Annotated in this window: 21 protein-coding genes, 1 pseudogene and 1 riboswitch; of the genes and pseudogenes, 12 read left to right on the forward strand and 10 right to left on the reverse strand. The window is 69.1% G+C overall.

What is annotated here, in order from left to right; genetic code table 11:
• Positions 1–472 precede the first annotated feature (472 nt).
• Entirely contained in the window at positions 473–2653 is a 2181-nt protein-coding gene (locus tag M8859_RS28185; RefSeq protein ID WP_249645067.1) for a malate synthase G, read from the reverse strand.
• 244 nt (positions 2654–2897) lie between these two features.
• Between M8859_RS28185 and M8859_RS28190 the strand changes: the two genes are divergently transcribed.
• The 9 genes from M8859_RS28190 to M8859_RS28230 all read left to right on the forward strand — a co-directional run bounded on the left by M8859_RS28190 (position 2898) and on the right by M8859_RS28230 (position 10257).
• On the forward strand, positions 2898–3638 hold the full coding sequence (locus tag M8859_RS28190) for an SDR family NAD(P)-dependent oxidoreductase (protein ID WP_195140003.1): 741 nt from the start codon (positions 2898–2900) through the stop codon (positions 3636–3638).
• Entirely contained in the window at positions 3635–4684 is a 1050-nt protein-coding gene (locus M8859_RS28195) for an alcohol dehydrogenase catalytic domain-containing protein (RefSeq protein ID WP_249645068.1), read from the forward strand. Before M8859_RS28190 ends, M8859_RS28195 begins: the two co-directional genes overlap by 4 nt.
• Positions 4681–5319 (forward strand): TetR/AcrR family transcriptional regulator, encoded by a 639-nt coding sequence (locus M8859_RS28200; protein ID WP_159926310.1) that lies wholly within the window; start codon positions 4681–4683, stop codon positions 5317–5319. Before M8859_RS28195 ends, M8859_RS28200 begins: the two co-directional genes overlap by 4 nt.
• A 2-nt stretch (positions 5320–5321) precedes the next feature.
• On the forward strand, positions 5322–6611 hold the full coding sequence (locus M8859_RS28205) for an acyl-CoA dehydrogenase family protein (RefSeq protein WP_159926308.1): 1290 nt from the start codon (positions 5322–5324) through the stop codon (positions 6609–6611).
• A 157-nt stretch (positions 6612–6768) separates the two neighbouring features.
• On the forward strand, positions 6769–7302 hold the full coding sequence (locus tag M8859_RS28210) for a DM13 domain-containing protein (protein WP_195071432.1): 534 nt from the start codon (positions 6769–6771) through the stop codon (positions 7300–7302).
• A 43-nt stretch (positions 7303–7345) separates the two neighbouring features.
• The gene (locus tag M8859_RS28215) at positions 7346–7573 is read left to right on the forward strand and encodes a hypothetical protein (protein ID WP_159926304.1); all 228 of its coding nucleotides are present in this window, start codon (positions 7346–7348) and stop codon (positions 7571–7573) included.
• A gap of 54 nt (positions 7574–7627) precedes the next feature.
• Entirely contained in the window at positions 7628–8173 is a 546-nt protein-coding gene (locus tag M8859_RS28220; RefSeq protein WP_159926302.1) for an HNH endonuclease, read from the forward strand.
• 28 nt (positions 8174–8201) lie between these two features.
• Entirely contained in the window at positions 8202–8474 is a 273-nt protein-coding gene (locus M8859_RS28225) for a WhiB family transcriptional regulator (protein ID WP_063019924.1), read from the forward strand.
• A gap of 178 nt (positions 8475–8652) precedes the next feature.
• Positions 8653–10257 (forward strand): VWA domain-containing protein, encoded by a 1605-nt coding sequence (locus tag M8859_RS28230; protein ID WP_159926542.1) that lies wholly within the window; start codon positions 8653–8655, stop codon positions 10255–10257.
• A 39-nt stretch (positions 10258–10296) separates the two neighbouring features.
• On the opposite strand, the gene gcvP is transcribed toward M8859_RS28230, so the two are convergent.
• The 8 genes from gcvP to M8859_RS28270 all read right to left on the reverse strand — a co-directional run bounded on the left by gcvP (position 10297) and on the right by M8859_RS28270 (position 18926).
• A complete protein-coding gene (gene gcvP / locus M8859_RS28235) occupies positions 10297–13107 on the reverse strand; it encodes an aminomethyl-transferring glycine dehydrogenase (RefSeq protein ID WP_249645069.1) in 2811 nt (936 codons plus the stop codon).
• 156 nt (positions 13108–13263) lie between these two features.
• Positions 13264–13364: riboswitch (glycine riboswitch) on the reverse strand.
• A 101-nt stretch (positions 13365–13465) separates the two neighbouring features.
• Positions 13466–14818 carry a M14 family zinc carboxypeptidase gene (locus M8859_RS28240; RefSeq protein ID WP_159926298.1) on the reverse strand — a complete coding sequence of 451 codons (1353 nt, stop codon included), beginning with the start codon at positions 14816–14818 and terminating at the stop codon, positions 13466–13468.
• Positions 14819–14960: 142 nt separating this feature from the next.
• Positions 14961–15518 carry a MerR family transcriptional regulator gene (locus M8859_RS28245; RefSeq protein ID WP_039797830.1) on the reverse strand — a complete coding sequence of 186 codons (558 nt, stop codon included), beginning with the start codon at positions 15516–15518 and terminating at the stop codon, positions 14961–14963.
• A gap of 187 nt (positions 15519–15705) precedes the next feature.
• On the reverse strand, positions 15706–16179 hold the full coding sequence (locus M8859_RS28250) for a bifunctional nuclease family protein (protein ID WP_040866482.1): 474 nt from the start codon (positions 16177–16179) through the stop codon (positions 15706–15708).
• A 159-nt stretch (positions 16180–16338) separates the two neighbouring features.
• A complete protein-coding gene (gene ftsR / locus M8859_RS28255; protein WP_159926540.1) occupies positions 16339–17142 on the reverse strand; it encodes a transcriptional regulator FtsR in 804 nt (267 codons plus the stop codon).
• A gap of 94 nt (positions 17143–17236) precedes the next feature.
• Positions 17237–17722, reverse strand: a complete 486-nt coding sequence (odhI, locus tag M8859_RS28260) for an oxoglutarate dehydrogenase inhibitor Odhl (protein WP_159926296.1) — start codon at positions 17720–17722, stop codon at positions 17237–17239.
• A 169-nt stretch (positions 17723–17891) separates the two neighbouring features.
• Positions 17892–18290 (reverse strand): glycine cleavage system protein GcvH, encoded by a 399-nt coding sequence (gene gcvH / locus M8859_RS28265; protein ID WP_159926294.1) that lies wholly within the window; start codon positions 18288–18290, stop codon positions 17892–17894.
• A 42-nt stretch (positions 18291–18332) separates the two neighbouring features.
• A complete protein-coding gene (locus tag M8859_RS28270; RefSeq protein WP_236565544.1) occupies positions 18333–18926 on the reverse strand; it encodes a CDP-alcohol phosphatidyltransferase family protein in 594 nt (197 codons plus the stop codon).
• A gap of 211 nt (positions 18927–19137) precedes the next feature.
• Between M8859_RS28270 and M8859_RS28275 the strand changes: the two are divergent.
• From M8859_RS28275 to M8859_RS28285, 3 genes and pseudogenes are all read left to right on the forward strand, one after another.
• Positions 19138–19623, forward strand: a pseudogene (locus M8859_RS28275) (GMC oxidoreductase); the annotation flags it as partial.
• Between the two features lie 73 nt (positions 19624–19696).
• A complete protein-coding gene (locus tag M8859_RS28280; protein WP_195140000.1) occupies positions 19697–21094 on the forward strand; it encodes a DUF2252 domain-containing protein in 1398 nt (465 codons plus the stop codon).
• A 123-nt stretch (positions 21095–21217) separates the two neighbouring features.
• Positions 21218–22114 carry a nuclease-related domain-containing protein gene (locus M8859_RS28285; RefSeq protein ID WP_195071427.1) on the forward strand — a complete coding sequence of 299 codons (897 nt, stop codon included), beginning with the start codon at positions 21218–21220 and terminating at the stop codon, positions 22112–22114.
• Positions 22115–22208: 94 nt separating this feature from the next.
• Here M8859_RS28285 and M8859_RS28290 read toward each other — a convergent pair whose 3' ends face one another.
• On the reverse strand, positions 22209–24161 hold the full coding sequence (locus M8859_RS28290; protein ID WP_159926286.1) for an acyl-CoA dehydrogenase family protein: 1953 nt from the start codon (positions 24159–24161) through the stop codon (positions 22209–22211).
• Positions 24162–24208: the final 47 nt, after the last annotated feature.

The raw sequence follows: 24208 nt of genomic DNA on the forward strand, positions 1-24208 counted from the left end.
ATACGTCCAATTCCGAAGCAGCGCGCCCGAGTTCGTGTGGTCGGCACCGCGCTGCCTGTTGAATTCACGGCGAGCCGATGAGAACTTGCTGTCACGGCACAGTTGGGCCGGTCAGTGTGAAAACAAACATTCCGGAACGTTTGGGCGAATCCGGCCGAAATCGCCGAAATCCCCCGGCCAGTGTGCCTGGCCAGGGGATTCGCTACTACTCGAAGTCGATCGTGCGCCGCACGCTCACAGTGGCGGGAAGCCCGACGATCCGGTGGCCATCCAATTCCAGAACATCGCCGCGCGATTGGCGAGCAATGCCACGATGTCGAGCACAACGCTTCCCATAAATCTTCCTCACAAATCGACGATCTCGTGCGGCACCCAGGGTAACGGACCGATAAACGGGAGTCGAAACTCCTGATCAGCGGGGAATGCGCGAATCCCCCGGCCGACGGACCGGGGGACTCGCGATGCGCGGTGGCTAGACGCAGGCCAGCGCCTTCGCCTCACGGCGACGGCGGTGCAGGATCGGCTCGGTGTAGCCGTTGGGCTGCTTGGTGCCCTCCAAGATCAGCTCCTTGGCCGCCTGGAAGGCGATGCTGCCCGCGAAGTCCGGGGCCATCGCCCGGTAGTTCGGGTCACCGGCATTCTGCCGGTCCACGACCGGGGCCATCCGCTCCAAGCTGGCGACCACCTCGTCGGCGGAGACGATGCCGTGGCGCAGCCAGTTGGCCATCAGCTGGCTGGAGATGCGCAGGGTCGCCCGGTCTTCCATGAGCGCGACGTCTTTGATGTCGGGCACCTTGGAGCAGCCCACGCCCTGGTCGATCCAGCGCACCACGTAGCCGAGGATGGACTGCGAGTTGTTGTCCAGCTCCTGGCGCTTCTCCTCGTCGGTCCAGTTCGGCGCGGCGGCCAGCGGGATCTCGAGGATCTCGTCGACGGTGGCGCGCCGGCCGCCCTTGGCGATCTCCTGCTGCCGCTTGAACACGTCGACCAGGTGGTAGTGCGTCGCGTGCAGGGTGGCGGCGGTCGGCGAGGGGACCCACGCGGTGTTGGCGCCCGCGCGCGGGTGGCCGATCTTCTGGGTGAGCATGTCTGCCATCAGGTCCGGCATGGCCCACATGCCCTTGCCGATCTGCGCCTTGCCGGGCAGACCCGCCGCCAGGCCGGTGTCGACGTTCCAGTCCTCGTAGGACAGGATCCACTGCTGGGACTTCATGTCGGCCTTGCGGACCATCGGCCCGGCCTCCATGGAGGTGTGGATCTCGTCGCCGGTGCGGTCCAGGAAGCCGGTGTTGATGAACACCACGCGCTCGGCGGCGGCCTGGATGCAGGCCTTCAGGTTCACCGTGGTCCGGCGCTCCTCGTCCATGATGCCGACCTTGAGGGTGTTGCGCTCGAGCCCGAGCACGTCCTCGATCCGGCCGAACAGCTCGCTTGTGAACGCGACCTCGTCGGGCCCGTGCATCTTCGGCTTCACGATGTAGACCGAGCCGGTGCGGCTGTTCTTCAGCTTCACCTCCTCGGCAAGGCTGTGCTTGGCGATCAGCGAGGTGATCAGCCCGTCCATGATGCCCTCGGGCACCTCGTTGCCCTCGGCGTCGAGGATCGCGTCGGAGGTCATCAGGTGGCCGACATTACGCACGAACAGCAGCGAGCGGCCGTGCAGCACCAGTTCGCTACCGTCCAGCGCGGTGTACACGCGGTCGGGGTTCATGGTGCGGGTGAAGGTCTTCTCGCCCTTGGTGACCTTCTCCGCGAGTTCGCCCTTCATCAGGCCGAGCCAGTTGTGGTAGCACAGCACCTTGTCCTCGGCGTCGACCGCGGCGACCGAGTCCTCGAAGTCCATGATCGTGGTGACCGCGGACTCGAGCACGACGTCCTTCACGCCGGCGGTGTCGGTGCTGCCGATCGGGGACTGCGGGTCGATCTGGATCTCGATGTGCAGGCCGTTGTGCTTCAGCAGCACCGAGCTCGGCGACTCGGGGTCACCGAGGTAGCCGACCAGCTGGGAAGCGTCGGCCAGACCGATGCTGGTGCCATCCTCCAAACCGACCTCCAGCTCGCCGTCGACGATCTTGTAGGACGTCGAGCCGATGTGCGAGCCGGTGATCAGGGTGACCGAGTCGTCGAGGAAGTTGCGCGCCCACTCGATGACCTTGTCGCCGCGCACCTTGTTGTAGCCGGTGCCCTTCTCCGCGCCGTTGTCCTCGGGGATCGCGTCGGTGCCGTAGAGCGCGTCGTACAGCGAGCCCCAGCGCGCGTTGGCGGCGTTGATCGCGAAGCGGGCGTTCATGACCGGCACGACGAGCTGCGGGCCCGCGGTGACGGCGATCTCGTCGTCCACGTTCTGGGTGGCGATCCGGAAATCGGCGGGCTCGGGGCGCAGGTAGCCGATCTCGGTCAAGAAGTGTTTGTAGGCGGCTTTGTCGTAGTTCGCGCCGGGGTGCTCGGCGTGCCAGGCGTCGACCTTGCCCTGGATCTCGTCGCGTTCGGCCAGCAGAGCGCGGTTGCGCGGAGCGAGATCGTTGATGACCTGCTCGGCGCCGGCCCAGAACGCGGCGGAATCGACGCCGGAACCGGGGAGCGCCTCGTTCTCGACGAACTCGTGGAGAACGCGTGCCACCTGGAGCCCGCCGACCTGAATCCGCTCTGTCATCTACTGCCTCACTTCCGAAAAAGCCGAGTGGGAAAACAGTGCCATGTTACCCGTGGGTAGTGGTGCTACCGCGCGCCGGGTCGTCCGGCCGTCTGCCCATATCCGTCCGCCGCACCGAGGTGAGCTGGTCCTTCACCCGTCGGGTCGTCGAGCCGTCGGCGGTCGGCCGGACCGGCCGCTTGATCGTAACGCCCGCCCGATTTAATGTACTGATCGGAACATTAAGAGACAGGCAGGAGTTCAGGTGCCACTCACCGACAAGGTCGCCGTCGTCACCGGGGGGAGCCGGGGTCTGGGCAAGCAGATGGTTCTCGCGTTCGCCGAGGCGGGCGCGGATGTGGTGATCGCCAGCCGCAAACTGGACGGGTGCGCCGCGCTCGCCGAGGAGGTGACGCGGCGGTTCGGCCACCGCGCGCTGCCGGTGGCCTGCAACGTCAGCGACTGGTCGCAGTGCGACGCCTTGGTGGAGACCGTCTACGACGCGTTCGGCCGGGTCGACGTGCTGGTCAACAACGCGGGCCTCTCGCCGCTGTACCCGAGCTTGGACCAGGTCACCGAGGCGTTGTTCGACAAGGTCATCGGGGTGAACCTCAAGGGCCCGTTCCGGCTGTCGGCCCTGATCGGCAGCCGCATGGCGGCTGACGGCGGCGGCTCGATCATCAACATCTCCTCGATCGAGGCGACCAGGCCGGAGCCGTTCGCGGTCCCCTACTCCGCGGCGAAGGCGGGTCTCAACGCGCTCACCGGCGGGCTTGCCCAGACGTTCGCTCCCACCGTGCGGGTCAACACCATCCAGTGCGGCCCATTCGCCACCGACATCGCCACGGCGTGGCCCGACGAGCTGCGCGCGGAACTCGCCGAGCACAACGCGTTGCGCCGCGTCGGCGAACCGGAGGAGGTCGTCGGGGCGGCGCTGTTCTTCGCCACCGACGCCTCGGCGTTCTGCACCGGCGCCACCCTCGCGGTCGACGGAGGTTGGCGATGAAGGCGCTGACTTACGAAGGTCCGCAGCATATTTCTTACAGCGATCGACCGGAACCCGCTCTGCCCGGCCCCGACGGCGCGATCGTCCGGGTCACCGCGGCGGGCATCTGCGGCAGCGATCTGCACATCTACGGCGGACACGGATTCGTCGCGGGCGCCGGGTACGGCGTGGGGCACGAAGCGGTCGGCGAGATCGTCGAACTCGGGCCGCACACCCGCGGGTTATCGGTAGGCGACCGCGTGCTGGTCGCGGCCTCGGCAGGCTGCGACAGCTGCCCGCAGTGCCGCGCCGGGAAGGTCACCGCCTGCGCTCGCCACCCGCTGCCGGTCGACGCCTGCTACGGGCTCGGCGGCGCGCTGGCGGGGTGTCAGGCCCAGTCGCTGGCCGTCCCGCACGCCGCGGGCAATCTGGCGAAACTGCCCGACGAGGTGAGCGACACCGCCGCCGTAGCGCTCACCGACAACGCGCCCACCGCGTGGTACGGAGCCCGCCGAGCCCGGATCGCGCCGGGCGACACCGTGGTGGTGATCGGGCTCGGGCCGGTCGGTCTCATGGCGGTCCAGTCGGCCTTCGCGATGGGCGCGGCGCGGGTGCTCGGGGTCGACCTGCTGGCCGAACGCCGCGAGCGCGCCGCCGGCCTGGGCGCCGAGCCGGTCGAGTCGGACGACCCGAAACTCGCGATCCGCGAAACACTGCGCGGCGGAGCGGATGTCGCGATCGAGGCGGTCGGGGCGGACGAGACCATCAAGCTGGCGATCAGCGCGGTCGGACACGGCGGCCGGGTCAGCGTGATCGGCGTGAGCCACAATCGCGCCTATCCGTTCCATCTGATGGCGGCGCAGGTGAAGGACCTCGAGTTCCACATCGGATTGTGTTCGATCCAGTACGAACTGCCCGCGCTGCTGAAACTCACCGCGGGCGGCAGGTTGCGGCCGGAAGCCGTGGTCACTCACCACCTCCCGATGTCCGAAGGGCCCGCCGCGTACCGGATGTTCGCCGAGCGCGCCGACGGGGTGGGCAAAATCGTTCTGGATCCGTCGCGATGACCGCTCCGTCGCGCAGGCGCGGCCGCCCGCCCGCCGCCGAATCGACGGCGAGCGATACCAGGGAGCGGATCGTGGGAGCGGCGATCGACCTGTTCGCCGAACAGGGTTTCCACGGCACCGGCGTAGCCGAGATCGGCGAACGTGCCGACGTGCAACGCGGCGCGCTGTACTACCACATCGGTTCCAAAGAGGAACTGCTGTGGCAGATCCTGCGCGACTATATCCAGTTGATGCTGGCCGATGCCGAACAGATCGCCGACGGGCCCGGCGATCCGGTCACCAAGCTGCGCGAGCTGATCCACAGTCACGTGCGGCTGATCATCCGTCATCAGCGCGAGGTGGCCATCCAGGTGCGCGACGTCGGCGCGCTCACCGGCGAGCGCGCCGCGCAACTGCAGGACCTGCGCGACCGGGTGCAGCACTGCTGGCAGCGGGTCGTCGACGCCGGTCACGCGGCGGGGCTGCTGCGCACCGACGACCACGTGGTCACCAACAGCGTGCTCGGCATGCTGAACATGGTGTCGTTCTGGTACCGCCCGCACGGTGACCGCTCGCCCGGCGAGATCGCCGACATCCTCGCGACCACTTTGCTCGACGGCGTGGTGACCGGCACCGCGCGGGACACGAAAGGCTGACCATGGCTTGGGATTTCGAGACCGACCCGCAGTACCAGCGCAAGCTGGACTGGGCGGCGGAGTTCGTCCGCACCGAGGTGGAGCCGATGGATCTGCTCTACCTCAATCCGTACGACCGCACCGACACCGAGGCCATGGCGCTGCTGCGGCCGCTGCAGGAGCGGGTCAAGGAGCAGGGCCTGTGGGCCTGCCACCTCGGACCGGAACTGGGCGGCCCCGGCTACGGGCAGATGAAGCTCGCACTGCTCAACGAGGTGCTCGGCACCTCGGTGTGGGCGCCGTCGGTATTCGGCTGCCAGGCACCGGATTCCGGCAACGCGGAGATCCTCGCCCACTACGGCACACCGGAGCAGAAGAAGACCTATCTCGAGCCGCTGCTGGCCGGGGAGATCGGCTCCTGCTACGTCATGACCGAGCCGACCGGCGGCTCGGACCCGACACTGTTCCGTACCCGCGCGGTGCGCGACGGCGACGACTGGGTGATCAACGGCGAGAAGTGGTTCAACTCCAACGCCCAATTCGCCGCCTTCCACATCGTCATGGTGGTGACCGACCCGGACGTCGGTCCGTACCAGGGCATGTCGATGTTCATCGTGCCCGCCGACACCCCCGGTCTGGAGATTGTGAAGAACTTCCACGTCGCCGGGTTCAGCGAGCACGAGGGCCATCTGCGGTTCACCGACGTCCGCGTTCCCGCCGACCACCTGCTAGGTGCCGAGGGCCAGGGCTTCGTCGTCGCGCAGACGCGACTGGGCGGCGGCCGCGTGCATCACGCGATGCGCACGGTCGCCATGGTCGGTAAGGCGTTCGACATGATGGCCGAGCGGGCGGTGTCGCGCCCGATGCGCGGCGGCACGCTCGCCGGACTGCAGATGACCCAGGAACGCATTGCCGACAGCTGGATCGAGATGGAGCAGTTCCGGCTGCTGGTGCTGCGCACGGCGTGGCGCATCGACAAGGAGCAGGACTACAAGAAGGTGCGCAAGGACATCGCCGCCATCAAGGTCGCCATGCCCAAGGTCATGCACGACATCGCCCAGCGGGCGCTGCACCTGCACGGCGCGCTCGGCGTCAGCCAAGACCTGCCGTTCGTGGACATGCTCACCTACGCCGAGGTGATGGCGCTGGCCGACGGCCCCACCGAGGTGCACAAGGTCACCCTCGCGAAAGAGGTCCTGAAGGACTACGCCCCCTGCGACCCGGTGTACCCGAGCGGCTACCGGCCCGCGCTGCGCGAAAAGGCGCGCGAACTGGTCGCCCGGCGTCTGGAGCACGTCGTCGGCAACCTCTGAGCGCAGGGAGGCGTGTTTCCGCTCGGGCACTCCCCGATCGGATGACATCGTTCCGATTCGTCGACGCCGCCACCGCTGGCCCCCATAATGCGATGGAGGGCGAAACCTCTGCACAGTGACCTGCACCGGTCGCGCGACCACGCTGCGAGGAGAAGTCATGGTATCCGCACGCAGGATCGCTCGATCGCCGATCACCTGGGCCGTGGCGGTGCTGCTGGTGGCGGGGCTCGGCGTGGGGCTTGCCGCATTCCAGCCGTGGCGGCTGTTCACCGACACCACCGTCCACGAGGCCGCGCCGTCCGCCGCGCCGGCGCGCCCGGGCGATGCGCCGCCGCAGCCGCGGGTCATCGCGCGGGGCGCGTTCGTCTCCCACGAGCACGCCACCTCGGGTTCGGTCGTGGTGCTGCGGCTGCCCGATGGCGGCACGGTGCTGCGGCTGGAGAATCTCGACACCTCCGATGGCCCTGACCTGCACGTCTGGCTCACCGACGCGCCGGTGCGTGAGGGTCGCGACGGGTGGTTCGTCTTCGACGACGGCGCGCACACCGACCTGGGCGAGCTCAAAGGCAACCAGGGCGACCAGAACTACACCGTTCCCGCCGACGCCGACCTGGCACAGCTGACCAGCGTCGCGATCTGGTGCGACCGGTTCGACGTCTCCTTCGGCGCGGCCGAACTGCGACCGGTCTGATCGCGGCGCGGCCGCCCGGCGGCCCCGGCCGCACCGCCGAAAAATGACCCGACAACGGCGGGTGCGCTGTGCCACCATGTGTTTCGACAACGACCACCGCCTCGAGGTGGTCGCCGAGCAGTGGAGAGGAGGGGCGGCAGTGATTCCGGATACGACGAAGCGAATGGATGCCGAGACGGCGCGACCGTCGGCCGTGGGCTACGCGTTCGGCGAACCGATGCGGGCACCGCACGGCAAACCGGGCGACAGCCGCCTCCAGGCCCTCGGCTGATCGCCGAATTCCTCTCCTCCTTCGCTCCATTCCGCACGAAACATGGTGATTCCCATGACGTTCCGCCGTGCCGCCGATCAGGCGGCGATAACCGCCGACAACTGGATACACACCGGGGTCCTCGTCCTGAACGCCTCCTACGAGGCGCTCGACGAGATCAAGGCCGATCGGGCCGTGGTGCTGCTGGTCGCGGGAGCCGCGGAGTCGGTCGCCGACCGCGAGCCGCACTTCCCCATCCGGTCGCGGCACGTGGAACTCGTACTGCCACAGACGATTCGGCTGCTGCGCTACGTGTATCTGGAGCACACCGTGCTGGTACACGACGAGAGCAGGGCCACGCTGGCGGGCGTTCTGCGCCGCGACAGGAACCGCTGCGGTTACTGCGCGGGGTGGGCGCGCACCGTGGACCACATCCGGCCGCGGTCGCGAGGCGGCCCGAACACCTGGAGCAACCTGGTGGCCTGCTGCGCGCCGTGCAACGCGGCCAAGGCGGACCGCACCCCGGAGGAGGCGGGCATGCGCCTGCTCTGGGAGCCGAAGGCCCCCACCCATCAGGTCCGGCAGCAGCGCCGGATCTGGAAGCAACTCGCCGCGACCTGACCACGACCCGAGAAAGGAGAAGATCGCGATGACGCGCACCGAGACCACCGCCGTCGCGGAGCTGACCTTGGCCGACCTGCTCCCGCTCTCGGATTCCCGAGGGTGGCACCGGGCGGCCTGCCGCGGCGACCCCAACCACGAAGCCTGGTTCCCGTACCCCTCGCAGGACTTCGATTACGCGCGGGAGGTCTGCGCGCGCTGCCCCATCCGGGACGCGTGCGGTGACTTCGCCGCGCGCACCGGGCAGTCGGGTGTCTGGGGCGGGCACGAGTTCGACCGCGGACGAGTGATCCGCCACTGAGGTTCCGTCGTCGCGCAGCTTCCGGTGCGACGGCGGGCCGGTGCTGCCAACCGGCTCGCTCCCGGGCAGGGGAGCCTTGCCGAGTTCGTCGGGAGCCGGTGACCATACACTGAGGCGCGTGGGCACTCATCGCAGCGGAACCAGGTCCCGGGGCGTCAGCAAAGGTCCGGTTATCGTGATGGTCGCCGTTGCGTTACTGGCCGCGATCGTCGTCGGCTGGTTTCAGTTGCGCGATCGCGCGGCGAGCCAGGACAGCGCGGCGGCGGCCGAATGCGTAGAGGGGCCCGCGACCCTCTATGTGACGGCCGATCCGAGCATCGCGGCGCAGGTGCGGGCCGTCGCGGACAGCTACAACGCCACCCAACCCAAAGTGCGCGACCACTGCGCTCGGGTCACCGTGACGGCGCAGCCCTCCGAGGCGATCGTCGCCGCGTTCACCAGCGGCAAACCGTGGGATCAGGCGCTCGGGCCGCAACCGGCGCTGTGGATCGCCGATTCGACCCGTTCGATCGAATCCATGCGCGTCCCGGGCCTGATCGAGGGCGCGCCGGTATCGATCGCCGCCAGTCCGATCGTGCTGGCGGTGCCGGAGGAACTGCACCGCGCACTGGAGCAGGCGGAGGCCTCCTGGGCGGATCTGCCCCGGTTGCAACAGGGTTCGCTCGGCGAGATCGGGCTGAGCGGATGGGGCGGGCTGCGGCTGGGCCTGCCCGCGGGTGACGCCACGCTGGCCGCGGCCGCGGCGGTCGGGTCCGCGGTGTCGGGCGCCGAGCCGCTCAGCGAGCAGGCGGCGCAGTCCGGTCAGGTCGTCGCCGCTGTCTCGGGGCTCGCCGCAGACGCACCGCAGGTCTCGGACACCGCCGCCGCGCTGACCGAGATCACGACGCAGGACGCGCCGATGCACGCGATTGTGGCTACCGAACAGCAACTCAGAGGCCTGCCCGGCGTCGTCGCATTCCGCCCCGCCGGATCGGCGCCGGTAGCGGATTATCCGGCCGCCTTGATGTCCGGCGCCTGGGTGGACAAGACGCAGAACCTCATCGCCGGGCGATTCACCGACTACCTGCGCAGGCCCGAGCAGGCCCAGGCCTTCGTCACCGCGGGTTTCGGCGGTGCGCCGCAGACCACGGCCGCCGTCCCGACCCGCGCCGCACTCGACAAGGTACGCGCCACCCTGGCGAATCCCGTTCTCGGCGTGCGGTCCACGGTCCTGGTCGACGTGTCGGCGTCGATGGGGACCGCCGAGGGCGCGACGACGCGACTGGCGAACGTCCTGGCCGCCCTGAACTCGACCATGACGGTCATGCCACCCGATTTCGGCCTCGGGGTATGGACCTTCGGCAAGAACCTCGACGGCAACAACCCGTACCGGGTGGCGGCCGCCACCGCCTCGCTCAGCCCCGACCAGCGGACGAAGATCAGTACCGCGCTGAGCGCAGTGCGGCCCGGTGAGAGCAAATCCGACCAGGCGTACCCGTCCCTGATCGCGGCGTACAAGAGCGCGGCCACCGGGTACACGCCGGGCCGCACCAATTCGGTGCTGCTGATCACCGACGGGCCCGACGACGATTCCACGGTCACCGGCGCCCAGCTGGCCGCCGACATCGCCGCGGCGACCGACCGTGCCCGACCGGTGCGCGTCGACGTCATCGTGCTCGGCGGCAGCGGCACCCAGACACTCCAGGCTGTGGCGCAGCAGACCGGTGGGAGTTACACCCGGCTGGCGAGTACCGACGATATCGCCTTCGGTTCCGCCGTCGTCGAGGCGCTCACCACACCGTAGCCGCCTCCGAGTACCCCGGAGGCACGGCCGGTGCGGACATCAATTCGCGTACGCCTCCAACGGCGGACAAGCGCACACCAGGTTTCGGTCGCCATAGGCGCCGTCGATCCGGCGCACCGGCGGCCACACTTTCGCCCTGGCATGCCCGAGACCGCGGGGATAGACGGCCACTTCCCGGCTGTAGGGGTGCTCCCAGTCCCCCACCAGCGACGCCGCGGTGTGCGGCGCACCGCGCAGCGGGTTGTCGGTCGCCGGCCACACGCCCGCGGCGACCTGGTCGATCTCCGCGCGGATCGCGATCATCGCCTCGATGAAATCATCCAGCTCGGCGAGGTTTTCGCTCTCGGTGGGCTCTACCATCAACGTGCCCGCCACCGGGAAGCTCATGGTGGGCGCGTGGAAACCGTAGTCCGCCAGGCGTTTTGCCACATCGTCGACGGTGACGCCGGTCTGTTTGGTGATCTCGCGCAGGTCGAGGATGCACTCGTGCGCCACCATGCCGTGCTCGCCGGTGTAGAGCACCGGGAAGTACTCGTCCAGCCGCCGCGCAATGTAGTTCGCCGAGGCGATCGCCGACAGCGTGGCCCGGCGCAGTCCGTCGGCGCCCATCATGCGGATGTAGGCCCAAGTGATAGGCAGGATCGACGCCGAGCCGTACTTCGCCGCCGACACCGCGTGCGATCCCGATTCCAGCGGGTCGCCGGGCAGGTACCGCGCCAGGTGCGCGCGCACGGCGACCGGGCCGACGCCGGGACCGCCGCCGCCGTGCGGGATGCAGAACGTCTTGTGCAGGTTCAAGTGGCTCACGTCGCCGCCGAACCGGCCCGGCCTGGCGAGGCCGACCAGCGCGTTCAGATTCGCGCCGTCCACGTACACCTGGCCGCCCGCGTCGTGCACCAACGCGCACAATTCGGCGACCTCGTGCTCGTAGACGCCGTGCGTGGAGGGGTAGGTGATCATGATGCAGGCCAGCCGGTCGGCATGGTCGGCGATCTTGGCCCGCAGGTCGTCGAGGTCGACGTCGCCGTTGGCGCGGCACTTCACCACCTCCACGCGCAGCCCTGCCATGGCCGCCGACGCCGCGTTGGTCCCGTGCGCGCTGGACGGGATCAGGCAGGTGTCGCGGTGGGTGTCACCGCGGTCGAGGTGGTAGCGGCGGATCGCCAGCAGCCCGGCGTACTCACCCTGGCTGCCCGCGTTGGGTTGCAGGCTCACCGAGTCGTAGCCGGTGATGTCGGACAACCAGCGTTCCAGGTCCGCGATCACCTTCAGCAGACCTGGGGCGTCTTCGACCGGCGCGTAGGGGTGCACGCGCGCGAAGCCGGGCCAGGTGATGGCCTCCATCTCCGCGGTGGCGTTGAGCTTCATGGTGCAGGAGCCGAGCGGGATCATGCTGCGGTCCAGCGCGATGTCTTTGTCGGACAGCGTGCGCAGGTACCGCAGCATCGCCGTCTCGGTGTGGTACTTCGTGAACGCGGGGTGGGCCAGGAACTCCGAGGTGCGGTTCTCGATCGCCGCGACGGGCGCGGGCGCCCCCGGGTCCGGCGACACCGCGGTGCCGAAGGACTCGAGCACGGCCGCGACATGCGCGTCGGTGGTCGCCTCGTCGCAGGCGATGCCGACGTGGTCGGCGTCGACCAGCCGGAGATTGATGCCGCGCGACTTCGCTTTCGCGACAACGGCTTCCGCGCCACCGGGCACGTGCGCGAGCACCGTGTCGAAGAAGCTGTCGTGCACGACCGCGCCGTCCAGACCGGCCGCGATCGCCGCCGCGTGCCCGTGCACCCTGCGGGCGATGGCCCGCAGACCGTCGGCGCCGTGGTAGGAGGCGTACATCGCGGCCACGACGGCCAGCAGCACCTGCGCGGTACAGATGTTGGAGGTCGCTTTCTCCCGCCGGATGTGCTGCTCGCGGGTCTGCAAGGCGAGGCGGTAGGCGACCGCGCCGTCGGCGTCCACCGAGACGCCGACCAGGCGGCCGGGCAGTTGCCGGGCCTGCGCCTGCCGCACCGCGAGGTATCCGGCGTGCGGGCCGCCGAAGCCGAGCGGGACGCCGAAGCGCTGGGTGGTGCCGAAGCAGACGTCGGCGCCCTGCTCACCGGGCGGGGTGATCAGCGTCATCGCCAGCAGGTCGGCGCCGATCGCCACCAGCGCGCCGCGATCGTGCGCCGCCGCGATGAGGCCGGTCCGGTCGAGAATCCGGCCGGAGGCCCCCGGCGTCTGTGCCAGGACACCGAAGAACTCCCCGTCGGGCAGTTCGCCCGTGGACAGATCCGCCTCGACGATCTCCAGGCCCAGCGGCTCGGCCCTGGTGTAGAGCACTGTTCTGGTCTGCGGGAACAGGTCGGTGTCGATCAGTAGCCGGGCGGAAGAGGACCGGCCCGCGCGACGCAGCAGCGTCATCGCCTCGGCGGCGGCGGTGGCCTCGTCCAGCATGGACGCGTTGGCGACGTCCATGCCCGTCAGCTCCGACACCATGGTCTGGAAGTTGAGCAGGGCCTCGAGCCTGCCCTGGCTGATTTCGGGTTGGTAGGGGGTGTAGGCGGTGTACCAGGCCGGGTTCTCCAGGAGGTTGCGCACCAGCACCGGCGGGGTCAGCGTGTCGTAGTAGCCCAGGCCGATCATCGAGGTGGCCACGGTGTTCGACTTCGCGAGCGCCGCGAGTTCGGCGAGCACCTCGTGCTCGGAGCCCGCCGCGGGCAGTCCGGCAAGGCCGTCGCTGTCCAGGATGCTCGCCGGGAGCGCCTCGACGGCCAGCTCGTCGAGCGACGGCACGCCGACGACGTCCAGGATCCGGGCTAGTTCGTCCCGGTCGGGTCCGATATGGCGGTCGGCGAATGAGCGAGTCACAACAGCTCCCAAGGTCGGGCGGGTCGACCGGGCGGTCGACGGGTACCTGCCCTCCCCCTCTGTCGTGGCGCCTGAGAGATTCGGGTGCCGCGACCGGTGGCCGAGCCCCTTTCCCCATGGGCGGGCGGCTCGAAGCCACCGCTTTCCAGAGGCGCCGAAGCCCGCACGGTCCCTGTTGCCTGAGAGATTGACGGGGAGGTGCTGCTCCTTCGGCGCTCGGACTCGTTTCGAGACCGAGACTCTCCCGCACGGCGGCGACGCACCGTCAGTTTATGCCGCCGCCACGCCGGGGCGCGCCACCGGACCCCGCCTGGGCCGTGTCGTCCTGGTCACTCGCCAGACCGAGGGAGAATGACCGTCAGACGGCCAGGCCCGCGCGCAACCTCGTCGCGGCGAGCACGATCGACTCCGCTTGGATGCCCACCAGACGAGCCAGCGGTACCGCGACACCTGGCGCGTTCTGCTCCACGTCGGCGCACCACTGGTCGAATATCGCGGCGAACCGGTCGCGCTCGGCGGCCAGCACCGGTGCGGCGTCGCGAGCGTATTCGTCCTCGAGCAGACGCAGCAGCATGCCGCCCAGCCGCAGGCGCAGCATCGCGGTCCAGTCGTAGCGCCCGACGAATATCTCGCCCCTGGTCGCGATGCGGTTGCGTTCCGGTGCGGCCTGTCTGCTCACCGCGAGACCGGGCAGCCCCGCGACCAGCGCACGGACCGACCGCTCGAACGGGCTACGGCCGCTCAACCGGCCGTCGACGCGGGCGAGCACCTCGGAGGCCACCTCGGCCATGGCCCGGTAGTCGGCGGCGGTGGCGTCGAGCAACTCGCCCAGTACGCGGTCGCCCGCCGAGGCGTCGCCGATGCGCGCGTCGACCCAGAGCGGCAATTCGCACACCAGGATCGCCGTGCCGTAACGCGCCGCGTAGTCGCGGCAGCCACCCCCGCCCAGCGCGGCGACCGAGTCCAAACCCTGCGCGGCGAGCAGGTCGGCCATCGCCGCGAAGGATGGCAGTTCGAAGACTCCGGGGGCCAGCGTGCGGGCGCCGGGTGAGTCGGGTTCGCCGTGGTAGATCGGCACGTCGGCGGCGGCGAGGCGAGCGGTCAGCGCCGACCAGTACTCCGGGTCGCCGCCGGATGTGTAGAAGAACCCGCCGCCGAATTCGGCGTTGTGCAGCGAGGCGATCAGTACGGGCCGCGTGCGGTCGATCAGCGACATCATCGCTCTCGTCTCCGGGAGCGGGATGCCCACGCGGCGGCCACGCCACACGGTCGGGAAGCACCATTCCGGTTGCTCGGCCGCGGGTGGGCGGTAGAAGCCGCGTGCGACGCCGGTCCTGGTGTGCGGACCGGCGAACCACCCTTCGTTCAACCGGGTTCCGTCCGGGTCGACGCACAGCACGAAATGCCACGTCGCGCCCACGGTCGCCGTCTCGTCCACGACCATCCGGCCGAGCAGGTGGCGGATCGTGGCCATGCCGATGGGCTCGTTCGGATGCGGATTGCCGAAGACCAAGATGTGCCGGTCACCCGATCCGACCGTCACCTCGCGGATCGGGTCGCCCCCGCGGGAGCGTCCGAGTTCGGTGATGGAGATCCGGTCGGGATGGCCGGCGGCCAGTGCGTCGGCGAATCCGTTCAGTTCGTCGACGGTCGGGAACGCGTCGATCCGGCCGATCGGCCCGACGAGCCCGGTGATGTCGCCCAGTCGCACGGCGGCCCCCCTCTCGCTGCCGCCACGGCCCGGTCACCCCGCCGGACGGCGCTCTCACACACGCACGGCCGGGAGACTGCCCCGCTCTACCCGGCCGTGTGTGCGCATCACCTGTTTCTTTCCGCGCCGAACGGCGCGGGGTCTAGCCGGTCTTGCGGTTCATCCGCGCCTTGCGGCGGAACGACAGCTCGTCCTCGGGACGTTCGGTGATCGCCGACGCGCGCTCCGCGGGGAAATTCGCGATGGCGCCGGTCAGTTCGCGCATGGCGCCGCTGACGGCTATCCCGAAGACCCCCTGCCCGCCCTGCAGTAAATCGACGACCTCTTCGGCCGAGGTGCACTCGTAGACCGAGGTGCCGTCGGAGAAAAGCGTGATCCCCGCCAGGTCCTGCACGCCACGGCTACGCAGATGATCCACGGCTATCCGGATGTTCTGCAGCGAGATGCCCGCGTCGAGCAACCGCTTGACGATCTTCAGGACCAGAATGTCCTTGAACGAGTACAGCCGCTGACTTCCCGACCCCGCCGCGCTCCGGATGGAAGGCACCACCAGACCGGTGCGCGCCCAGTAGTCGAGCTGCCGGTAGGTGATTCCGGCCACCTGGCATGCACTGGGAACGCGATAGCCGACCAGATCGTCAGGTACCGAGTCGTCGGGGAACAGGCCTGGCTGTACCACATCCTGCGATTGCTCTGCCACTGACCACTCCCTTGCCTCGCCGACGCATTCCCAGCCTCATCAATGACCCGGCTCCGTCACCGACCGAATCGGTGCGGATTCGGCCGAAACGGTCGTGGCCCAACTGTCGAGATTACTCCCCACGATTGTCCAGGGAGCGACGTCATCGAGCCAAACGCGACGCGCGGTAAAAGTCTCGACCTCTACTTCAGCTGTCGGTCGCCTTGAAGTCGTCGGGGGACACCGACTCGAGGAACTCCTTGAACTTCTCCACCTCGTCCTCACGCTCGTCCGGCATCACCAGCCCGGCCTCCTCCAGAACCGACTCCTCGGCATGGATCGGGCAACCCACCCGCAAGGCGATCGCAACCGAATCCGACGGCCGCGCCGAGATCCGCAGATCGTTCTCGAAGACCAGATCCGCGTAGAAGGTGCCCTCCTGCAGATCCACGATCCTGACCTCCTTGAGGGTGTGCCCCAGTTCGGTGATCAGGATCTTGATCAAGTCGTGCGTCAGCGGGCGGATCGGCGTCACCCCCTCCTGCTCGAGGACGATCGCAGTCGCCTCGGCTTGCCCGATCCAGATCGGCAGATACCGGTCGCCCGCCACTTCGCGGAGCAACAGCACGGGCTGGTTCTGTGGCTGCTCGACACGGATGCCGATCACGCGCATTTCGCTCATCGCACTGCCTCCCATACTCGCCGCCGGCCCGGCATGACCGCTGCAGAGCTCGCCGTACCACGAGTCTAGGCGAACCCGCACCGGTCCAGCGATCCGTCTGCACAGCCGAAATCACAGTGCCGGTTCGGCGAAACCTCCGAGCCCGGGGCGCGCCGGGGATCAGCCCCCGAGCGACCCCCGGACCGAGGACTTCACCAGACAGGTGTGCAGGGTCAGCGACAGCGCGGCCAGTTCGCGCACCGTCTCCTCCGCGCGGGCGCGCGCACCCGCGTCACGGCTCTTCGCGATCGGGGCGACGATCTGCGCCACGAGCGCGGCTTCGCGGTCGGCGGCGAGTTTGAAGGCACGCAGATGCCGTGCCTCCAAACCGAATTCGGCCATCGCCCGCGCGGTCTTGGCAAGCGTGACCGCATCGGCGTCGAAGTAACCCGCCGGACCGGGCGTGATCAGGTTCGCCCGGATGAGATCGATGAGGAACCTCTCATCGATCCCGGCCTGGTCGAGCAGATCAGCCCGGGTCACCCGGATTTCGTGATCGAACCGCAGATCTTCCGGGGAGACCTCGCTCGGCACGACGCCGAGCCGCCGAGGCGGGGGCACCGGGCGCCCGCCACGGTCGGAACCCGGTACGGCCTGTTCGGCATCGGGTGCGCCGGGTCCGGGCTCCGGCGCCCCGGACCGGACGGAGTGCGCTCGGGCGCGGGCTTCCCGCACGCCGAGCGTCGCCGCACCGCTGTCGATGGCCTCGAGCTGTTCCTTGATCACCTTCAACGGCAGGTACTGATCGCGTTGCGCGGTCAGCACGAACCGGAGCCGTTCGACATCCGCCACGGAGAATCTGCGGTAGCCCGAAGGCGTCCGCTCCGGCCGGATCAAGCCCTCCGCTTCCAGGAAGCGGATCTTGGAGATGGTGACGTCGGGAAAGTCGGGGCGCAGCAGGTCGAGCACGGAGCCGATCGACATCCCTCCGCGTGCCCACTGCGCCGCACCGGTCACAGCGCCAGGTCCTTCATGATCACGAGCCTTTCATGAGGTATACGACCCAGCGCCGACGTTGTCATAGACTCCCCGCGCCCGCCGACGAGTCGGTCACCTGGGCGCGCGGTCCGGTGAGGAACACCAGCCGGAACTTGCCGATCTGCACCTCGTCACCGTTCTGCAGTTCCGAGGAGTCCACCGGCTCCCGGTTCACGTACGTGCCGTTCAGGCTGCCCACGTCGACGACCTGGAACGAGTCGTCGTCCTGACGGAACTCGGCGTGCCGACGGCTGACGGTGACGTCGTCGAGAAAGATGTCACTGTCGGGGTGACGGCCGGCCGACGTGGTCGGCTGATCCAGCAGGAACCGCGAGCCCGCGTTCGGGCCGCGCTTGACGACCAGGAGGGCCGCGCCAACGGGCAGACCCTCGACCCCTTGGACCGGCTGCTCGCCGGTCTGCTCTCCGGAGCGCGACGCGTCGACCTCGTTCAGGAAATCCGCGCGGAAGACCGACGTCGTCTCGGCCGCGGTCTCCCCGTAACCCGGGTCTTTGTTCTCGCTCACCGTTTCTCTCCTCCTCGAACCTGATTATCCCATGCAAGCAGGTGATACCTCTGGCACCACGACCTGCCGTCGAGTCTCTCGGATTCCCGGCGGGGGCGCCGGGGCATCTGTTGGCATTGACCGTACCCTGCCGGGCCGCACCCGTGCAGGTAGAACTGGGAAGGCTGCTTCAGCCCCCGATAACTCCTTGATAACCTGCGGCATCCAGCAGTTCACCGAGTGTCGCGTCGAGGCTCGCCGCATCGCGAACCTCCAACTCGAACAACCACCCCTCACCGTAGGGGTCGGCGTTCAACGTCTCCGGCTCCGAGGTCAGCTTGTCGTTCACCGCAACGACTTTCGCGCTCAGAGGGGCGTAGATGTCCGACACGCTCTTGGTCGACTCCACCTCCGCGATGCTGTCCGCGGCGGCCACGTCCGCGTCCGTCTCGGGCAGCTGCACGAACACAACGTCACCGAGTTGAGACTGGGCGTAGTCGGTGATGCCCACCCGCACCCGGGTCGGGGCGATCCGGCGTACCCACTCGTGCTCCTCGGTGTAGAGCAGATCCTCGGGGGTCTGGGTCACGGGCCGTCCTTTCTTTTGAACGTTGCACGCAAACTCTATCGGCTACGCCGTTCGGTGCCCCACAGCCGGTATCGCTCTTGCGACCGCGATGGCTCTAGCGGTGTAGAGCACGCCGGTCCACACATAGACCGCCGTGCCCCAGATCAACAGCGCCCCGCCGAAGGCGCGCCCGAAACCGGCGGCCGCCCAGTCCATCTGCCCGGCCAGCAGCCAGGGCAGGGCGGACATCAGCGCGAAGGTGGCCGCCTTGCCCAGGTAGATCACCTCCGGCGGAGGCAGGTCGCGGCGTTTGTACACCGGCAACGTCGCGGTGAGTACGAGGTCGCGCCCCACCAGGATCGCCGCCACCCACCACGGCATCAGACCGCGGATCACGAAGGCCGCCAGCGTGGTGACCAGATAGAGCCGGTCGACGAACGGGTCCAGCAGCTCCCCCAGCCGCGAGGACTGGTCCAGCAGCCGGGCCAGTTTGCCGTCCAGGAAGTCGGTCAGGCCGCTGGCGACCAACAACGCGAACGCCCAGCCATCGGCCCGCTCGATCAGCAGCAACCACAGGAACAGTGGCACGCCCAGCAGGCGCAGCACGCTCAGCGCGTTCGGCACGGTCAGGATGCGGTCGGCGAAGACGCCCCGCACTCCGCCGGCGCGTTCCTCCGGTTGCGCTGTGCCCGATTCGGTTGTCACGACCCGTGCATACCCCATCGACCCGGTTCCCCGCCATCTCCACGCGCCGAATTTCCGGCTATCGGCGCGCCGGGCCCGTGCGAGGATGGTTTCCGCCACAACGCGGCGGTGACAGAATGATCGGAAAATTTTCTCATCGTGCGGGCCGCTGTGTGGCGCCCGCAACTCGCTGACCTCGTTCCGCAGGCGTGGGCGGCTGCGCACCAGGCAGGGCACCGGCCAGCCGAACCCCTACCTGGATCCCGCTGGCCCACGACATCGGCCGCCGGTTCGAGGCGAAGGTCGACGGCGACACCCACGGATTGATCATGGACGTGTTCGACATCCCGGCCACCGCGCACTACATCGGTGGATGCGTGATCGGCGACAGCCCGCAGACCGGCGTGGTCGACCCGTACCAGCGGGTCTACGGTCATCCCGGCCTGCATGCGGCGGACGGGTCGGCGGTGACCGCCGACCTCGGCGTGAACCCGTCGTTGACGATCACCGCGCAGGCCGAGCGCGCGATGGCGTTCTGGCCCAACCGTGACGAGCCCGAGACCAGGCCGGAGCTGGGGTCGCCCTACCGGCGCATCGCCGGCGTCCCCCGCGCGTCCCGCGGTCCCCGCGTCGGGACCGGGCCGCGCTGCGGCTGCCGATCGAGCCCGTGCCGCCCCGCGCGCCGGTGCGGTGCGGCGACACCACGCGGCGGTGGCGGTCCGCACCGGCTAGCGTGATCCGTTGTGTCAGACAGTGGTATCGACCTGCGCTCCTACGTGCCCGCCGAGGAGGTCCACGCGCGGGGCCGCGCGCTGCGTCAGCGGGTTCCGGTCATCGCCAGGGACAGGGAGGCGACCAGCGTGCGGCGGCCGGGCGTGCTCGACTTCGTCGAGGCGAGCAACGCCGGGCGGCTGCCGCACCTGATACCGCTGCGCATCGGGCGGATGATCAGCTCGCCGTTCACCTTCTACCGGGGCGCGGCGGGTTTGATGGCGGCCGATCTGGCGGGTGGCCCGGACAGTGGGCTCCCGGCCCAGCTGTGCGGTGACGCGCACGCGGCGAACTTCGGCCTGTACGGCACGGCGCGCGGCGAGATCATCATGGACATCAACGACTTCGACGAGACCGTCGAAGGACCCTGGGAATGGGATCTGGAGCGCCTCGCGGCCAGCCTGGTACTGGCCGGGCGCGAGGCGGGCGCCGACGAGGACGAGTGCCGCACCGCGGCGCGCGATGCCGCCCGCTCCTACCGCCTGGCCGTGGACGAGCTGGCCGCGATGCCGTTCATGACGTCCTGGTGCGCGCTTCCGGACGAGTCGGTGATCACCCAGGCCAAGGCCGACGCGCTGCTCGACGATTTCCAGAAGGCCGCCAAGAAGGCGCGCAAGAACACCAGCGCCAAAGTGGTGGCCAAGTGGACCGCGCACCTGGAAGATCACCAGACCGGCATCCGCAAGCACCGCTTCGTCAGCGATCCCCCGATTCTCACCACGGTGGACGAGCGCGTCGCCGAGGCGGTGATCGGCGGGCTGGAGCGCTACGCCGACACCCTGCCCGAGTCGCGGCGCAACCTGCTGGCTCGATTCGCCGTGTCCGACATCGCTTTCCGGATCGTCGGGACCGGAAGCGTCGGCCTGCGCACCTATCTCGCGCTGCTGCACGGCAACGACGGCGAAGCGCTTGTCCTGCAGGTGAAGCAGGCCCCTTCCGCGGCACTCGCCCCGTTCCTGCCGACGCCCCCGGTGCGGCACGAGGGTGAGCGAATCGTGCGGGGAGCCAGGCTGGTTCAGTCCGAATCGGACATCCTGCTCGGATGGACGTCTCTCGATCCGGACGGAGGCGGCGCCGAAATGCCGTTCATCGTACGGCAATTCCGCAATCTCAAGGGCAGCATCGATCCCGCCGAGCTGCCCGCGAGCGACCTCGACGACTACGGACGGCTGGCGGGCGCGTTGCTGGCCAGGGCTCACTCCCGCTCGCTGGATCCGCGTCTGCTGTCGGGATATCTGGACGGCGACGAGCGCTTCGACGACGCGGTGGCCGCCTTCGCCGTGCGCTATGCCGACCGCACCGAAGCCGATCACGCCGAGTTGCTCGCGGCCGTGCGGGCGGGCCGGATCCCGGCCGAAGAACCGGCGTAGAGCCCGCGCGACGGGAGCGGCGCCGACAGCCGACACGCCATGCGTCGGCGTGCGCGCGGCGAACCCGTTGCGCCACCTCGTATCCTGTCCTCTGTCGAGTGTCGACGTGAAGGGCGGTCGCCAATGCTCGTGCGAGTCCAGAACGCCGCAGGCACCAATGCCGAGCGCGCGCTGATCGATTGGTTGCGCACCTGGAAGGACCCCGACAGTCCGCATGGTGTCGCGACGATCACCTGCAGCCTGTTCCACAAGAATCGGCTGCACCAGTTCGACGCTGTGATCTGGACGCCGACCAGCTGCGTGGTGATCGAGGCCGACGCGCTCGTCTCCCGCCAGGACGGTGTGCTGGAGGTCCCGCTGAACGGGCCGTGGTCGATCAACGGCGAGCCGGTCGCGACGGAGAGCCGCGATCGCCGCACACCGGTGGACAAGTCCCGCGAGCACACCTTCGCGTTGCAGGAGTGGCTGGCCGCCCGTGGTCTCGGGCAGCGCGTCGTCCACGGCGTCGCGCTGTTGGTCACGATGCCGGGCGCTCAGCTCCAGCTCGAACAGCGATGGGCCGATCCGAGCTTCGACGTGATCCTCGGCGACGATCCCGGCCGCTTGCGGCACTACTTCGAAGCCCTCGCCGCGCAGGAGAAGCACCTCTGGACGGCCAACGACGTCGCCGTCGCGTTCCGCGGACTCGGCATCCTGCCCTATCTCCCCGCCCCGCAGGACCTGCTCAACGAGGGCTTCCTCGGCCCGATCGACATCACGCTCTGGCACGGCGGTCCCAACCAGGCGCAGGCCGAGGCGTACGCGGAGGAGCTCGCGCAGGCCGAACGGGAGGCGCAGGCGTCCGCCTTCGCCATCCGGGCGCCGTGGTACAGCCCGTGGAAGCTGTATCCCCGAGAGGCCGGTGACCTCGACTTCGGCCGGGCGGTGATGCGTACTGTCCTGGCGATCGGGATGGTGGTCGGCTTCGTCTGGATCGTGTGGTTCGTGGTCACCGCGATCACCGCGTACGGTCCGGGCTGACCGGCCGCGGTGTAGCGCGGACGGCCTGGCCTGCGCGGGCGCAACCTGACCAGTGCCCGCGGCAGAAGCCCGCGGTCCCCGACCAGGGCGTCTGTTACGAGGGCGCCGAGATCGGCTGGTTCCGGTCGAAGACGCTCGCGTCGTCGAGCATGGCGGCGCGCAGCATCGACTCCGGCACACCCATGGCCTCGACCAGCGTCAGAGCGTGCGGCCGTAGCCGGTCGACCAGCTCGTTGACGCCACGGCGGATCGCTTTCGCCCGCTCCACCGACATGAACCGGTGCATGATGAACCAGGCCTGGTTCTCCTCGATGGTGGTGTAGACGAACAGGTCGCACATCCACTCGGCGAGTTCGCGCGCGTCCGGATCCTCGATGTCGGCGATGCCCTCGATGAACGCCTCGAGCACGAGGCGCTCGATATGCGCCGACCCCGCGGCCAGGATGTGGTCCTGGGCGTTGTTGAACGCCTCGAACGGACCGGTCTCCTCGGCCCTCGCGCGCAGCCGGTGCGCCGCCGTGCGGACCAAGTAGTCCTCGCGGTCGGCGAACAACTGCAGCTGCACCGACCGGCGCGACAGATCGCCTTCATCGATGGACTCGCCGCTGCGGTCGCGCAGCGTCTGGATCAGCTGACGCACGCCGGATCGCTTGCGCACCACGTCACCGGCCATGGTCGCGGCGAAGCGCACCCAGCCCAGCGCGTCCAGGTCGCGCACCTCATCGGCATAGGCGGTGAGCAATTCCTTGGCCACCAACTGGGTGAGCACGACGTTGTCGCCCTCGAAGGTGGTGAACACGTCGGTGTCGGCCTTCAAGGTGACCAGCCGGTTCTCCGTGAGATACCCCGCGCCGCCGCATGCTTCGCGGCATTCCTGGATGGCGCGAGTGGCGTGCCTGGTCTGCGCGACCTTCAGGCCGGCGGCGCGCTTCTCCAGCGCGCGTTGCGCGCCCGCCTCGAGATTCTGGCCGGTCTGCACCAGGTGCATCCGGCGCACCAGGTCGTTCTGCGCGAAGGCGAGTGCGTAGGACTTCGCGACCAACGGCAGCAGCCTGCGCTGATGGCTGCGGTAGTCCAGCAGCACCGTCTCCACCCCGGTGTCCGGGTCGGAGAACTGGCGGCGCTGCAGCGCGTAGCGCACCGCGATGCTCAGCGCGACCCGCGCGCCGGCCGCGGCCGCGCCACCGACGCTGACCCGGCCGCGCACGAGGGTGCCGAGAGTGGTGAAGAACCGACGGCTCGGGTTCTCGATCTCGGAGCTGTAGGTGCCGTCCGGCGCGACGTCGGCATAGCGGTTGAGCAGGTTCTCCCGTGGCACTCGCACGTGATCGAAGACGATGCGCCCGTTGTCCACGCCGGGCAGGCCGCCTTTGAGACCGTCGTCATAGGTGGTCACGCCGGGCAGGTCGGCGCCGTTCTCGTCGCGGATCGGCACCAGCAGGCAGTGCACGCCTTTGTTCTCGCCACGGGTGATCAACTGCGCGAACACCGCGGCCATCCTGGCGTGTTCGGCCGCGCCGCCGATGTAGTCCTTGCGGGACGACGGAGTGGGCGAGTGCACGACGAATTCCTGGGTCTGCGGATCGTAGGTCGCCGTCGTCTCCAGGTTCGCGACGTCGCTGCCGTGCCCGGACTCGGTCATGGCGAAGCATCCGAGCAGGTCCAAGGAGATCAGGCGCTCGATGTACTCCCGGTGCCGTTCGGTGCCGAGGTTCTCCACGGCCCCGCCGAACAGCCCCCACTGCACGCCGGCCTTCACCCACAGCGACAGATCGGCGTAGGCCAGCATCTCCATGCCGACCACCGCCGCTCCCGGCTCGCTGGTGCCGCCGTTCTCCCGGCGGAAGCCGCGCTCGGCGAACCCCATCGTGGAAACGGCCTTCATCTGGTCGAGCACCCGGGCCCGAGCGGCCTTGAAGTCGAGGTAGGGGTCGCCGGTGAACTCCTCCCCGGCCAGCAAGATCCGGGCTTCCTCCCGGACGGCCGCCCAAGGTCCGTCGAGTGCCGCGCGTAGGTGGTCCGCCGTCGTTGCCGTGCCGCTAGTCATAACTCGACGATAGCCCCGTACACCGGCGGCAAACCGTGATGCGCGAC

Source organism: Nocardia sputi (genome assembly GCF_023501985.1).